Raw genomic sequence first — 15,359 nt, forward strand, 5'->3', positions numbered from 1 at the left:
ATGCTCAGGTTTAGATAACTTTGAGCAGGTTTGAGCAAGTTTTTAGGAGCGGTTATGCAACTACAGTATTTCAGTTATTCGCAGTATTACTTCGAGCGGCTTGCACGCTTACGCTCATGCTCCTTCAGGAACTTTTTGCGAATACGGATATGGTTGGGTGTCACCTCAACCAGCTCATCATCATCAATAAACTCCAGAGCCTGCTCCAGAGAGTGGCGAACCGGCGGCGTCAGAATGATATTCTCATCGGTACCCGCGGCACGAACGTTAGTCAGCTGCTTGGCTTTGGTCGGGTTTACCGTCAAATCATTATCGCGACTGTGCAGACCGATAATCTGGCCTTCATAGACGTCAACGTTAGGGTTAATGAACAGACGGCCACGCTCCTGCAAGCTGAACAGTGCATAAGCCAGCACCTTACCATTCACCATGGAGACGAGAACCCCGTTATTGCGCTGGCCAACTCCCCCACCCTTGACTTCACCATAGTGATCGAAGATCGAAGTCAGGATACCGCTGCCTGAAGTTATGGTCAGGAACTGGGAACGGAAACCGATCAGACCACGGGCAGGCATGATGAAATCAAGACGCACACGGCCTTTACCATCCGGCACCATATCCTTCAGTTCAGCACGACGCAGGCCAAGCTCTTCCATGACCGGTCCCTGGTGCTGTTCTTCAATGTCCACCACCACGTGCTCAAAGGGCTCCTGTTTCACGCCGTCAATTTCCTTTACCACCACCTGTGGACGGGAAACCGCCAGCTCAAACCCTTCACGGCGCATGGTTTCAATCAGAACGGACAGGTGCAGTTCACCACGACCGGACACCTTGAACTTATCCGCATCATCACCCTGCTCAACACGTAACGCTACGTTGGAGATCAGTTCGCGATCGAGACGCTCACGGATATTACGGGAGGTGACGAATTTGCCATCCTGACCAGCAAATGGAGAGTCATTCACCTGGAAGGTCATGCTCACTGTTGGCTCATCAACCGTCAGCGGCGGCAGCATTTCAGGACGCTCAGGATCACAGATTGTGTCAGAAATGTTCAGCTTATCAATACCGGTAATGCAGACAATATCACCGGCACGGGCTTCCGGCACTTCAACACGCTCAAGCCCCAGATGCCCCATTACCTGCTGTACTTTGGCCTTACGCTGCTTGTTATCACGATCCACCAGCACAATCTGCTGACCTGGCTTAAGCACACCACGGGTGATACGGCCAATACCGATAACACCGACGTAGCTGTTGTAATCCAGTGCACTGATCTGCATCTGGAAAGGACCGTCCACATTGACCGGTGGTGCAGGCACACGCTCAGTAATCATCTCAAACAGCGGCGTCATGTCATCTGCCAGATTGTCCGGGTCATCACCGGCAACACCGTTCAGTGCGGAGGCGTAAATCACCGGGAAGTCCAGCTGCTCATCCGTAGCACCCAGACGATCAAACAGATCAAACACCTGATCCATAACCCAGTCAGGGCGAGCGCCCGGACGATCAACCTTGTTGATAACCACAATCGGGCTCAAGCCCTGCTCAAAGGCCTTCTGGGTAACAAAGCGGGTCTGGGGCATCGGACCATCAACGGCATCCACCAGCAGCAGAACCGAGTCAACCATGGAGAGTACGCGCTCAACTTCACCACCGAAGTCAGCGTGTCCCGGGGTATCAACGATATTGATGTGGAAATCAAGCCACTCAATCGCGGTGTTCTTGGCCAGGATGGTAATGCCACGCTCTTTTTCCTGGTCATTGGAGTCCATGATACGCTCAGCACCCTGGTCCTTACGGCCCAGAGTACCTGACTGCTGCAGCAGCTTATCCACCAGCGTGGTCTTGCCGTGGTCTACATGGGCAATAATGGCAACATTTCTTAATTTATTAATTTCCAATGGATTACTAAACCTCTCAACCTGAATTTTTAAAGAATATGTACACATTTTTGTACACAATTTCTAAACCTGTTATGCCTGAAATACGACAATTAAAATGGCGGCAATGCTATCTATCTGGCCATTGTGACGCAAGCTTTAAAGACCCCTGGATTCACCAGCCTTCACTGGGTATACCTCAGGCCACATCGCTTCCATAATATCACGACGCCTTGAGTTATCATTTCTATAATTACACCCCCCCACCACCAACTATGCTGGCCATGAGAAATTGTGGATAACCTGTCCTTTAACGGGAGCAAAGATTGCCGATGCAGAACGTTGAAAGTTTCGCTCGCAAAGGGATGAGCTGGGGAAGCCTGATTACTATGGCCAAAAACATTACCACAAATACACCAACTCAATATCCAGCTCAAGAAAACAAACTCAGGCCGGACAACGATACCACTCGGGGTGTTTTTGCCAATACCCGGCAGGTTTCCCCGATCACTGAGAGCAGTGATACCCTCATTGGCAAGGGTGTTAACAGTGACAGACCAGCGAGTCGGATGGATTCACAAAAAAGCCTCAGTGAATCATTGATCACTCTGGCTGACCCTGTGCAGGAACATACCTCCCGGGACAAAGTGATTACCGGCCTGCAACGGGTTTCAGCGCATTCCCTCCAGGGGATTCCCTATGATCTTCTAAGCCAGCTGAAAGAGGCCGCTGATAAGCGCGGTGCAGCACTGTTTACCCGACCCGTGGAACCGGTCTGTCGCACCCTGATTGATGAAGGGTGGCCCACCAAGCATTTCAGGATCAAGGCAAAAAGCAGTAACTGGGGGGCTCAGGCAGGTACCATTCCGGTGCTTCAACAATACAGCAAACTGGCTCTGGACAAGGGCAGTAAAATAGAGAAATACAACAAGCTGGCGGAAAAGTGCCTGAAAGGGGTAGATCGCAACGGCAACCAATACGCCCAGTCTGTGCCATTAAGAATTAGCCAGGCCCGCCTTGAGGAGCTTGAGCGCAATGGCTATCTGTATCAGCGAAATGAACACATTAATGAACACGGTGCCCAGTGTCTCTATTTCAAGACACAGGCCTGCAATCGCAGTGACGGGCCTGAACATACCCAGCTGTTGATAAGAGAACCCGATGGCCAATGGGCTGTTTACGACGCTGATCATATATCTCCAGTGCCTGTTATGGTGATTGCGCAGCCGACAACAGAGCCTGGCGAAGCGGCACAACCAATGACCGCAGATATTGATCCGCTGATGGAGGTTTTTCCCCTGGAGAAACTGGATCTGGAGCGTTTAGACCGATTACCCATACCGTTGGTGTCAGACCAGGTTGTCACCCGCCATGTAGACCAGTATCGATCAAGACTGAAAAAATCCTTTGCTGCCGGGAAAATATCCAAAGAGGTGTTGCTGGAGAAACTGGCTTACTATGACCAGGTGGAAAAAAAACTGCAGAACGATTTTTATTCGGTAAAAGATGAATCCGGGCAGACCATCTTCAGGGAGGACTCGGATATGGGGAATGTATCAAACCGAACCCGGAATATGGTTAGCTATTATGAACGGGCATTGGGCAGAAAGCACCGGGTTATTCATCATAATGTTGATGTTCATAGTCTGGCCACTGATGAGCAGGCAAATTATCCCATTACCGCTTTTCTGCCAGCCTCATTAAATATGGCTGAAGGGATTTGCATGATTTTCAATGAAGAGCAGTTTCACTCTGTTCTTGGTGAGCTGATGAATCGAGGTTATGCGGTCCAGCAAAATCCACTCTGGAAAGCCCGTCTGAAAAATAACAGTTTTCTCAATGCCAAGGCCAGTGTGGCAGCCAGTATGAAAGCTTCGTTAATCGATCCTGAAGAGTTTGTCAGAGGTCTTGAACAAATGGCCCTGGCAGATAACCCGGATGACGATTACCGGGCAGCGCTGATCTCTGAGCAGGAGGACTATCTAAAAGGTGACGTTAATGGGCGCCGTGATTCCGCTGTCAGCTTCAGTAGCAGTAACGAATCCGTTGACCAGGGATCAGAGATAGACTCAATAGCGGATCTTTCCGATTTCAGCGAGTTTGATTCTGATGATGATTCTGACTTCGATCCATAGCCCGGATATTTCATAAGGAAGTTGAGAACCTGTCGATACTGAGGCTGGTCATCCCGAACCAGATAGCGAATGAAAATATTCGTATCAATCCCCTCCATCACTGCTTGCCTTGGTGCTGGTCATGATTATTGATCCAGGTGTCAGATTTTTTCCGCAACCGAATAAGCAAACCTGCTATTTTTCCTGAAGCGCTTGCGCAAAGCTCGATAAAAAGGCTTTTTAAATGGCTGATTTCGCTGTTATCCTCGCGGGTTCATTTTTATTTTTTATGAAAATGCCGCCAGAACGTTCTTCCCAGCCAGACTTATCTTTTAATTAACAGGGAAGTGGCACTTACGCTCATGGCAACGCCTGTCCAGAGCCGGAAATGATCCTATACCATGTCAGAACAGAACCCTAATGCTGGCAGTCTGCAGATTTACCTTCGACTGCTGACTTACGTAAAACCCTATACGGGCTATTTTGCCCTGAGCCTGCTTGGCCTGGCCATCTTTGCCCTGACCCAGCCCGCCTTTGCCAAGCTTCTTGAATACTTTGTTCAGGCACTGGAAGGTGAAGAGGTCACCCTGCTGCAGGACTGGGAATGGCTTTACAGCTCAGGCATTACATCACTCTGGCTGATCCCGGCACTGATGGTCATTATCGCCATCGTTCGGGGCATCGGCTCTTATCTGGGTAATTACTACATCTCCAAGGTCGCCAACTTTGTTATCCATGATCTGAGAACCGAGATGTTCGAGCGCATGGTCAACCTGCCCAATGTATTCTTTGATAACAACAATTCCGGTCACTTGATTGCCCGCATTACCTATAACGTCAGCCTGGTGACTTCCGCGGCTACCGATGCCATTCGTGTTGCCGTCCGGGAAGGGTTGACCGTTGTCTTCCTGCTCGGTTTCCTGTTTTACACCAGCTGGAAGATGACCCTGATATTTATTGCCGCATTGCCAATCATCGCCCTGGTGGTTGCCTATGCCAGCAAACGTTTCCGCAGGATCAGCAGAAATATTCAAAATTCCATGGGGGACCTGACCCATGTGACCTCGGAAACCATTTATGGCTATCGGGAAGTCAGGGGGTTTGGTGGTGAAGGTTATGAATGTGATCGCTTCCGTGCTTCCAGTGCAGCCAATACCCGCCAGAACCTTAAACTGGCCAAAGCGGGCTCCGTCCATACGCCGGTTCTGCAATTCATTGTCTCCATAGCCCTTGCTCTTTTGCTGTTTATGGTTTTGTTTGTCAAAGGCGACTCAACCACAGCAATACTGGTCGGTTATGTGACGGCAGCAGCCCTGTTACCAAAGCCGATCCGCCAGCTCAGTGAAGTGAATGCCAATATCCAGAAAGGCATAGCGGCTGCGGAAAGTATTTTCGCCATGATGGATGAAACACCAGAAGCCAATAATGGCCAGTACACCTGTGACCGGGTAACTGGCTGTGTTGAATTCAAGCAGATAGGTTTTACCTATTCTGGTGCTGAATCACCCGCATTGAAGGACATCAACTTCACCATTGAACCCGGACAAACCTACGCCCTGGTGGGTCGATCCGGTTCCGGCAAGAGCACACTCGCCAATCTTGTTCCCAGGTTCTATAACCATACCGAAGGCGATATCCTGATTGACGGTGTCCCCCTGAATGACTTTGAATTGAGAAACCTGCGCGGCCATATTGCCCTGGTCAGCCAAAACATCACCCTGTTCAATGATACCGTCGCCAGAAATATTGCCTATGGTGCCCTGGGGGATGCCGCAGATGAGGAAGATATCCGGCTGGCCGCAGAAGCGGCCCATGCCACAGAGTTCATCAAAGACATGTCGGATGGTATTCACACGATTGTTGGCGAAGATGGCGTTCTCCTCTCCGGTGGCCAGCGTCAGCGTCTGGCCATTGCCCGTGCGGTTCTTAAAGATGCCCCAATCCTGATTCTGGATGAAGCAACCTCAGCCCTGGATACGGAATCCGAGCGCCATATTCAGGCAGCCCTGGATAGCATCATGAAAGACCGTACCACCCTGGTGATTGCCCACCGCCTCTCAACCATTGAAAATGCCGACTGCATCCTGATGATGGAGCATGGCCGAATTATTGAACGGGGTACTCATACTGAACTGCTGGCGAAAGGCGAACATTACGCCAAACTGCACAAGATGCAGTTTCAGGATGAACCGCCTGTTGCCGAAGAGCAAGTTTAAAATATTACACAGGGAGAAAATGGAACTTTTACTCCCTTTTTTAATCCTACCTGGTTATATCTTGAGCCAAAACAGGGATTTTCAATGGAAACATATCGAAGCACTGACCCGGCAGGCTTTTCACCAGTACCTTCCACAAGTCAGTTAACTCAGCCTTTAGCACCCGCTACCGATAGCTCCAAATGCGTTTTTCCTTCCCACAGAACAGTTGCAGAATGTCAGACTCATACATCCAGTCAGTCAGGTTCAAATGACATAACATCCACCAAGACCACTAACATTGAAGCAAGAGCTGTTCTTACCTGTGACAGTAGTTCATACACTACAATGCTTGCCTCTTCAGGCTCCGGTTCTTCTATACAGCTAAATAACACCCAAAATAATGATATTACTGAAAGTTCTGTTCCCAACGAGTTGAAAGAATGTATTCGGGAATGGCAAGACATCTCGACTAAATACCCAAAAAATTTAATCTATCAAGAACTCATCGATTTCATGACCAAATGCAGGAGAGCGTTGATAGTCCGATCAATTCAACTGGGTAGGTTTGACAAGGAAAACCCGGCACACATTGCCGAGGCTTTTCTGTCAGGTACATTGAATATGGCAACCCGCAGAGTCTCCAACATACCAAAGCACGTTTTAATGGCAGAATTATTTTCACCTGATAAAACGGACGTAAGAAAAATGTTCTGGGAACATGATACATTTCAAATATCGTGCCTTTTCCAACCTGATTCAGGAAACGGAATAATTACTGAGACCATCTCCCACCAGGGTGTTACGTTTTTTATACCTGACGACCCTTTTAAAACAGCTTCTACCGCTACAGATTTTATTGGGGCATTGCTTTCTACAATTTGTACTTTTTATGATCATTCTGCGCCCCCGAAGCGTGCTCAGGCTCAAACCGAAAGTACAGTTACTGACTCAATATCCAATTCACCCAAAGGCGCTGACTCAACCTGCCCTGATACCAGTGACGATAATAATTGTGACCTTGCCATACTTTTCAAAACGTTGGGATTATGGAAAATCCGGGATAAAACGCTTATTGTTCCCTGTGGCAAAACACAACCCGGTCACATCCCACCCTTCAAATTAATCACCTCATTCTCAAAGTCCATGGCTGAAAGCCACCCCTACCATGGGTTGCTCAAAAGGGCTCAGCTGGACCCGGCAGGGGTAACTCATTTCCCAAGAACAAATGAAGTTCAATCAGAAAACCTGGCAAAATTTCAAACCCATATCTTAAATCATCTGGAAAAGATGTTGCTGTTGCGCGCGAAAGAGGCAAGATCTTCAAAACCCAAAGAACCCCCACCATCTGAATTAGCTCAACCGTCACCAACAGTAGCCCCAGAAAGCTCTTATAAACTTGAAACCCCCTTGGAAAGCACACAATCCCTTGCCAAAGAAATCGCTTTGCTGATCCAGCGTAATGATACAGCCAGCCTTAAAATACTACTTGAACAAAACCCTCAATACGCTACTGAACTTAAAGACTCACAGAATAATAAACTTCAAAAATACCTGTCTAAATGCCAGGATATCTAAGCTGAAGGTGATGATATTGGTGTCGAGGAGCACGACGACCATCTGACGTCACAGGATTAATATTCTTTCTCACTTACGCAGCAGAAAACATCTATGGTAAAGTCGCCAATTTACCGTAAAACAGCTGTAATGCTCCCGGATCCGGAAACGCGAAACAAGAGGCATAAGTTGTACCAGCATACGCTGCACAGCCTTTGCCAAAATACCCGTCAACTGACTTTAAGGTGCATATCGCACGGCTGTGGTATGGTAAGCAACTGCGATTAAGCTGACTGGACCTCATTGATGAAATTGACGATTCCCCGTTTTGATCTGGCCAAAGTCCTGGTAATTGGCGATATCATGCTGGATCGATACTGGCACGGTGCCACCTCCCGGATTTCACCGGAAGCTCCGGTGCCTGTAGTCAAAGTCGGGCAGATAGAAGACCGTCCGGGCGGGGCGGGCAATGTTGCTCTCAATATTGCCACACTGGGCGCACCGGCATGGGTTATCGCGGCAACCGGTGATGATGAAGCCGCCGATGCTCTTCAGACCCGACTGGAGGCCGCAGGCATTTACTGCAGCTTTGCCCGAATCCCGGGAGTGCCGACCATTACCAAGTTACGGGTCATTTCCCAGCATCAACAATTGATTCGCCTGGATCATGAAGAAGCCTTTGATGGTCTGAGTCCCGATGTTATTGAAGAAAAAGCCGCCCAGCTTATCCACAACCTGAGCGCTATTGTCCTTTCTGATTACAGCAAGGGAACCCTGCAGGGCTGCCAGCAGCTGATTCGCCTGGCCCGGTCTCATAATATTTCTGTTCTCGTTGATCCCAAAGGCAGCAGCTTTGAGCGTTATCGTGGCGCCACGGTGATAACCCCCAATCTGAAAGAGTTTGAGACTATTGTTGGCCCCTGCCGCAGCGAAGAAGAGCTGGTCAATAAAGGCCAACAACTGTTAAAAAACCTGGAACTGGGAGCACTGCTTATTACCCGCAGCGAACACGGTATGACCCTGATCCGGCAAAATGAGCCTGAAGTTCACTTCCCGGCAAGAGCCAGAGAAGTCTTCGATGTGACGGGTGCAGGCGATACGGTTATTTCGGTATTTGCCGCCTCCCTGGCCGCTGGCTGTAACCTGCCCCAGGCTGCCGGTCTTGCCAATATTGCCGCAGGCATTGTTGTGGCCAAGTTGGGCACCGCCAGTGTCTCCATGCCCGAACTGAGACGTGAAGTTAACCGGGAACTGGGCACTGAAAGAGGTGCCGTATCTGCAGAGCAATTGATGGTTGCCGTTGAAGATGCCAGGGCTCACGGCGAAAAGATCGTATTTACCAATGGCTGTTTTGATATCCTCCATGCTGGCCATGTTGGCTACCTGGAGCAGGCACGCAATCAGGGAGACAGGCTGATTCTTGCCATTAATGGCGATGATTCTGTCACTCGCCTGAAAGGTGAAGGCCGCCCCATTAATCCTGTGGACCGCCGCATGGCGGTACTTGCTGGCCTGGAAGCGGTGGACTGGGTTGTCAGTTTTGATGAAGATACCCCGGAAAATCTGATTCAGGCAATCAAGCCGGACGTACTGGTAAAAGGTGGCGACTATTCACTGGATGAAGTGGTCGGCGCCCCCATTGTTCATAAATACGGTGGTGAAGTAAAAGTGCTGGCTTTCCTGGAGAACTGCTCAACGACAGCCATTGTCGATAAAATCCGCGATGAAAAAGAAGCACAACCTGCCTGATGATTGCTTAGGTTATGGTCATAACCAGACATGTGACCAGCCCCTGATCTCCTGAATCGTCTGCCGGGCATTACCCGGCAGACTATCCTCTTTTTTATTGTTCTGATTGTCTGGCTTAACGGCATCCGATCTGACAGGTCAAATAACAAGTACTCATTAACCGGACTTATCAAGGGCCGATATATCGATCAGACCCATGCTTGAGAAATTAACCGTGGTTACACGATGGATCGTTTCCCTGACCTTAATGACAACATCATTAACATGCTCTGGATTTCAGGAAGATCAATTCTGCCTGGACAATCAACTTTCCCGGGTTTACTCCGCAGTGGCGAGCAATGTTGGCATTGGCATTACCATCGAAAGCAATGGGAATACGATTTTTCCTGCCGATGGGAAGCCAATGAATTTGAAACGTGGCCAGCTGTGGTGCCGTGATATCAAGCCGGAAGAGAGCCTGATCATTCATGAGTCCCGATTCTTCAAAAAATGGAGCTTCAGAAAAGCCTTTCCCACCTCATTATTGAACGGGATCCGTATCGAATTGGGCAAATCGGGGCGCATCAGCGAACTATACGGCATCAATCTGGTGCAGGATTTTGACGCTAACGACCCGTTGCCAGAACCCGGCCAGTGGATGACCGAACTCTATCAAAGCGTTGATACGCCACTGAATCAAATATGCATTCCGGGTACCCATGACAGCGGCAGTTATGACATCACAGCGTTCTCCGATGAAGACCCTCATATGTGGGAAAATTTGAAGAAGTTGTTTGATTATTATTCTGAAAGCTATTTGTTTACGCCATTTAAAGAGTTGGTGCGGTGGTGGGCAGTGACCCAGGGGCTGGACACTTATCAGCAATTAGCGGCGGGGGTTCGCTATCTGGATATACGTCCCAGAAAAATAAATGGCCATCTGGTTACTGTCCATGGGCTTGCGGGCGCATCCATTGATAATATCATCATGGGTATCAAGCGGTTTTTAAACGAAAACCCCAGAGAAATCATCATTTTTCATATCCATGAGCCCTTTGGCATGATTCAAGCTGATATTGATGAATTATTTCAGGTTTTACATAAAAATTTTGGCAGCAGTATTGCTCCCCCACAGATGAGCCCCTCAGATAGTATCCGGCAATTCCAGAACAGTGGATATCAGATTATTGTGTTATCCACGCTTCATTCACCGGTATTTTCTGGCTGGTCAACCGAGGAAACACTGTCCAACCGCTGGCATAATAAAAACCGCCCCTACCCACTTCTGGACAGTATTACCAACAATCTTGTGCATCGTAAAAACAACCGGCTTCATATTACCCAGATGACCCTGACAGAAAGCCCGGATGATCTGAAGCAGGGGGCAATCCCCGGTCAACCATCCAGCCTGCGATCATTTGTCAAAACCTTACGCTACCCATCCGGATTTTTACGATATGCCGCCAACACTGCCCGCAGTCACAATAACCGAGTGAATATAGTGACCATTGACTTTCCAGAGGACGATTATATTTATTCAGCCTGCATGCATGAGAATATGATTGATCGCAGTCCTTAAAGACGCAAAAAGCCCTGATTAAATCCCCGGCACTAAAGGTTGGAGGTTTTGCAGAAGCCCGTTTTAATATCTCTGACGAAAATAAAAGTGCCGACACTGACTCATTCAAAGATAAATCCCGCGCCCGGGTAAAGATAACCGGAAAAACACGGATCTCCGAAGGGCTGTATGGCTTTGGAAAATATGAGACTCAGTTTGACGACAAGTCTGAACTTCCCGAGGGAGTAACCTTGCTTAAATATCCTCAACCTGTTCCCACAGTTTACGAAGACGTTTGTCTGATACCGGAAAGCGGGTACCCAGTTGCTGGGCAAACAGGGAAACCCGGTACTCTTCAATCATCCAATAGAACTGCTGAAGATTTTGATCGATCACCTTATGCTGGCTATGAGCCTCCCGGCGCTTGTCATATTTCTGCTGAAGAGCGGTCAACTCTTCCGTCCAGGCCCGATCTCGGTTTACCTGGGCTGGCAGCTTTTCCAACCTGACCTCAAGCGCCTTGAAGTAACGGGGATAATGACTTAACCACTCCATACCGGCTGAACTCATAAATCCCGGTTGCAACAACCTTTGCACATGCTGCTTGATATCAGCCAGCGCCAATGCCCGGTCGAAGCTGATCTTTCCTTTCAATTGACGACTCACCCCCTGGGCAATACGAAAGATCTCATTCACAATGGGATCAACCTTCTCGGCAAAAGGCACAATGTCGCCTTTATGCTGCTCAAGCAATGCCAGAAATGAGTCACGGTTTCTGGGCAACCCATTGTCATTATTCAGATAGACGCCGCTGATAATCAAACTCTGTAAATCATCTTCCAGCTGACTCTGATGCACCAGATTCGTCGCCAGCAACCGGGTTTCCTTCAATCTGGCCATTTTACTCAAGGCAAACTTAAGCTGGGTGGACAGCCTGATCCTGAGCAGTCGGATCAGCCCTTTGCGGTTTTCAAAATCGGCCATCGCCGGACTTTCAAACAGCTGAACAGCCACTGAATCACGCTGGTCAACCAGGGCCGGGTATGACTTTAATACCAGCCCCCCGGCTTTCCGGGTAATCTCATGGGGCAGCTCTCCACAGGTCCAGTCCAGCAGATCTTCCTGTTCCAGATGACTTTTCGCCAGCTTACGGATGGTATCCTGTACATGTTCAGAGAACTGTTGCCTGAGCTGATGCAAATCACGCCCCTGGCCAATAACATCGCCATCTTCATTCACTACCCGGATATTCATCAGCAAGTGCGCATCCAGGTTATCCCTATTCCAGTACTCTTCGAGGATAGGCACACCGGACATACGGGTCAGCTGCCGCCCAAGCATTTCGGTCAGCGGCTCATCACAGGCAGAAAGAGATTCCAGGGCACCGTTGACAAAATCAGGCACAGGGACAAAGTTTTTACGCACCGGTTTGGGCATGGATCGAACCAGGGCCACACACTTGTCGAACAGCATCCCGGGCACCAGCCATTCCAGACGATGCTTTGGCAACAACCTTAATGCCTCGACCGGCACGGTCAGAGTTACGCCGTCATCCGGCTCACCCGGGGCAAAGTGATAACTGAGGGGCAGCTCCAACCCCTCCCAGTGGAAGCGATCCGGATACCTGTTGACGGTGATATGCTCTGCTTCATGCTGCATCAGATAGTCTTTGGTGAGGTGGAGCAAATCAGGCTTCTGTCGTTCAGCCCCCTTGCGCCACTTCTCAAAGCCCGCACCGTTACAGATATCCTCAGGAATCAGGGCATCGTAAAAGTGGTAGAGCGTGTCACTGTCCACAAGAATATCCCGGCGACGGGACTTCGCTTCCAGCTCATTCACTTCGTCAATCAATGCCAGGTTATGCTGCTGAAACACGCCTTTGGAATCAAGGTGCCCTTCAACCAGGGCTTCACGGATAAAGATCTCCCGGGCAACCACCGGATCTACCGGACCATAATTCACCCGACGACGACCGACAACGATCAATCCATACAGAGTGACCTGCTCAAACGCCACCACCTGGGCAGGTTTCTTCTCCCAGTGGGGTTCAAAATAATTCCGCTTCACCAGGTGAGTTGCCAGCGGCTCAATCCATTGGGGCTCCAGCCTGGCATTGGTTCGGGCAAAGAGCCTGGAGGTTTCCACCAACTCCGCAGCCATCACCCATTTTGGCTTGCGCTTATAAAGCGTCGATGCCGGAAACAGATAGAAGCGCCGGTTTCTGGCCCCCATATAATCCGCTTCATCATCTTTACTGCCAAGCTGGGACAAAAGGCCGGCTAGCAGTGACTTATGAACATCGCCATAGCTGGCAGGGCTGTCATTCAAGCGGAATTGCAGGTCTTTACAGGCCAAGGTCAACTGTCGATGGAGGTCGCGCCACTCGCGCATGCGCATAAAAGACAGGAACTGTTTATTGCAGTATTTGCGCAGCTGGTTCTGGGACAGTGCCTGCCGCTGTTCCTCATAGGCTGCCCAGAGATTCACATAAGTCATAAAGTCCGAGTCATCGTGATAAAACTCACGGTGTCGTTGATCTGCGGCCTGCTGCTTGTCCTGCGGGCGTTCCCTGGGATCCTGTGCCGCCAGGGCACTGACAATAATCAACACTTCATGCAAGGCATTATTGTTATTCGCCTCAATCAGCATCCGTCCAAGGCGAGGATCTACCGGCAGCTGTCCCAGCTGTCGGCCAACCGGGGTAATGCGCCGGTCTTTACCCACCGCCACCAGTTCCTGCAGCAGCTTGAAGCCATCATTAATTGCTTTGCCATCCGGTGGATCAACAAACGGAAACGCGGCAATATCGCCCAGCCCCATCCGCAGCATCTGCAAGATAACTGCAGCGAGGTTGGTTCTGAGAATCTCTGGATCGGTAAACTCCGGGCGGGAAAGAAAATCCTCCTCAGAGTAAAGGCGAATACAGATACCTTCGGCGACACGACCACAGCGCCCTTTACGCTGGTTGGCCGATGCCTGTGACACGGCTTCGACCGGCAGTCGCTGAACTTTTGACCGGACACTGTAGCGGCTGATACGGGCAGTGCCCGGATCAATCACATAGCGAATGCCCGGGACCGTTAACGAGGTTTCTGCAACGTTGGTCGACAGAATAACACGACGACCGGAGTGTTCCTGGAAGATCCGGTTCTGCTCAGCGGCAGAAAGGCGGGCATACAGTGGCAGAATTTCAGTATGGGGCAGTTTTGCATCCCGAAGAAACTGGTGAGTTTCCCGGATATCCCGTTCACCACTGAGAAACACCAGGACATCGCCCAGTCGTTTACTCTTTCCTGCACGCTCAAGGCTGTCAATCTCTTCCAGTGCTGCCAGAATCCCCTGCTGTAATCGCTGGTCAGCATCACGCCCTGCCAATTCGAGATCTTCCAGCGGACGATACAAAGTCTCTACCGGATAGGTTCTGCCTGAGACTTCGATCACCGGCGCATGATCGAAATGCTTTGAAAACCGTTCGACATCAATGGTGGCCGACGTGATGATGACTTTCAGGTCTGGTCGTTTAGGCAGAATCAGTTTGATAAAGCCCAGAAGAAAATCAATATTCAGGCTGCGCTCATGGGCTTCATCAATGATCAGGGTGTCATAGCGGTTAAGAAAACGGTCATTCTGAATCTCAGCCAGCAGAATACCGTCAGTCATCAACTTGATCAGGGTGGTTTCTGTGGAGTGATCGGTGAAACGCACCTGGTAACCAACCTGCTCGCCCAGCACTCCCCCGAGCTCTTCTGCAATGCGATTGGCAACGGAACGGGCAGCCAGTCGGCGAGGCTGGGTATGGGCAATCGTGCCAAAAATACCACGCCCCGCCTCAAGACAGATTTTTGGCAACTGGGTAGTCTTACCTGAGCCCGTTTCACCGGCGATCACCACCACCTGGTGATCACGGATAGCCCTGACTATATCCTCTTTCCGGTCAATCACCGGTAGCGCCTGCTCATAACGGATCTCAGGAAGAGCGGCTTGTCTCTGCTCTACCAGCAACAGCGATGACGCTATTTTTTGCCGGATCCGGTCCAGACCTGCCTCATCATCCCGTTTAAGCCGACGCAATTGACCACGCAAGCGATAACGATCACGTATCATGCATTGATTGATGGACTGGCGCAGTTGCTTATCGGAAAAGCCGAACACCCAGGTACTCTCGTTTATATGGAATCAGCAATGATTATATTAGTTTGAAAAGCGGCCTGAATGGCCGCCTGATAGGAATTCTAACCACTCATTAAATTTGCCGGGCAACTGTCATTACCCGGATAAGGAACTGTCCTGAAATAACTTCCACATTTTCGATGTTATCCAATAA

At 49.8% G+C, this 15,359-nt stretch carries 7 protein-coding genes; 5 read left to right on the forward strand and 2 right to left on the reverse strand.

Annotated elements, in window-relative coordinates; all coding sequences use genetic code 11:
- Positions 1-86: 86 nt before the first annotated feature.
- A complete protein-coding gene (gene typA / locus KDK15_RS16535) occupies positions 87-1,952 on the reverse strand; it encodes a translational GTPase TypA (RefSeq protein ID WP_257296492.1) in 1,866 nt (621 codons plus the stop codon).
- 263 nt (positions 1,953-2,215) lie between these two features.
- On the opposite strand from typA, the gene KDK15_RS16540 reads away from it, so the two are divergent.
- The 5 genes from KDK15_RS16540 to KDK15_RS16560 all read left to right on the forward strand — a co-directional run bounded on the left by KDK15_RS16540 (position 2,216) and on the right by KDK15_RS16560 (position 11,056).
- Positions 2,216-4,018, forward strand: a complete 1,803-nt coding sequence (locus KDK15_RS16540) for a CyaA/EF/ExoY family adenylyl cyclase toxin (RefSeq protein ID WP_257296493.1) — start codon at positions 2,216-2,218, stop codon at positions 4,016-4,018.
- A gap of 380 nt (positions 4,019-4,398) precedes the next feature.
- On the forward strand, positions 4,399-6,213 hold the full coding sequence (gene msbA / locus KDK15_RS16545) for a lipid A export permease/ATP-binding protein MsbA (protein WP_257296494.1): 1,815 nt from the start codon (positions 4,399-4,401) through the stop codon (positions 6,211-6,213).
- Between the two features lie 327 nt (positions 6,214-6,540).
- Positions 6,541-7,770 (forward strand): hypothetical protein, encoded by a 1,230-nt coding sequence (locus tag KDK15_RS16550; RefSeq protein ID WP_257296495.1) that lies wholly within the window; start codon positions 6,541-6,543, stop codon positions 7,768-7,770.
- Positions 7,771-8,055: 285 nt separating this feature from the next.
- Positions 8,056-9,498: a bifunctional D-glycero-beta-D-manno-heptose-7-phosphate kinase/D-glycero-beta-D-manno-heptose 1-phosphate adenylyltransferase HldE gene (hldE, locus tag KDK15_RS16555; protein WP_257296496.1), complete on the forward strand. Its 1,443-nt coding sequence runs from the start codon at positions 8,056-8,058 to the stop codon at positions 9,496-9,498.
- Positions 9,499-9,694: 196 nt separating this feature from the next.
- The gene (locus KDK15_RS16560) at positions 9,695-11,056 is read left to right on the forward strand and encodes a hypothetical protein (protein ID WP_257296497.1); all 1,362 of its coding nucleotides are present in this window, start codon (positions 9,695-9,697) and stop codon (positions 11,054-11,056) included.
- A 234-nt stretch (positions 11,057-11,290) separates the two neighbouring features.
- On the opposite strand, the gene hrpA is transcribed toward KDK15_RS16560, so the two are convergent.
- Positions 11,291-15,187, reverse strand: coding sequence for an ATP-dependent RNA helicase HrpA (gene hrpA, locus KDK15_RS16565; protein WP_257296498.1), 3,897 nt, complete (start codon positions 15,185-15,187; stop codon positions 11,291-11,293).
- Positions 15,188-15,359: the final 172 nt, after the last annotated feature.

It is taken from the genome of Endozoicomonas sp. YOMI1 (assembly GCF_024606345.1).
Lineage (GTDB): Bacteria > Pseudomonadota > Gammaproteobacteria > Pseudomonadales > Endozoicomonadaceae > Endozoicomonas.

Bases quoted from the DNA above. Each gene is read 5' to 3' on its own strand.
- KDK15_RS16540 (WP_257296493.1), top strand. From the start codon at position 2,216: ATGCAGAACGTTGAAAGTTTCGCTCGCAAAGGGATGAGCTGGGGAAGC.
- KDK15_RS16550 (WP_257296495.1), top strand. From the start codon at position 6,541: ATGCTTGCCTCTTCAGGCTCCGGTTCTTCTATACAGCTAAATAACACC.
- KDK15_RS16560 (WP_257296497.1), top strand. From the start codon at position 9,695: ATGCTTGAGAAATTAACCGTGGTTACACGATGGATCGTTTCCCTGACC.
- hldE (WP_257296496.1), top strand. From the start codon at position 8,056: ATGAAATTGACGATTCCCCGTTTTGATCTGGCCAAAGTCCTGGTAATT.
- msbA (WP_257296494.1), top strand. From the start codon at position 4,399: ATGTCAGAACAGAACCCTAATGCTGGCAGTCTGCAGATTTACCTTCGA.
- typA (WP_257296492.1), bottom strand. From the start codon at position 1,952: ATGTGTACATATTCTTTAAAAATTCAGGTTGAGAGGTTTAGTAATCCA.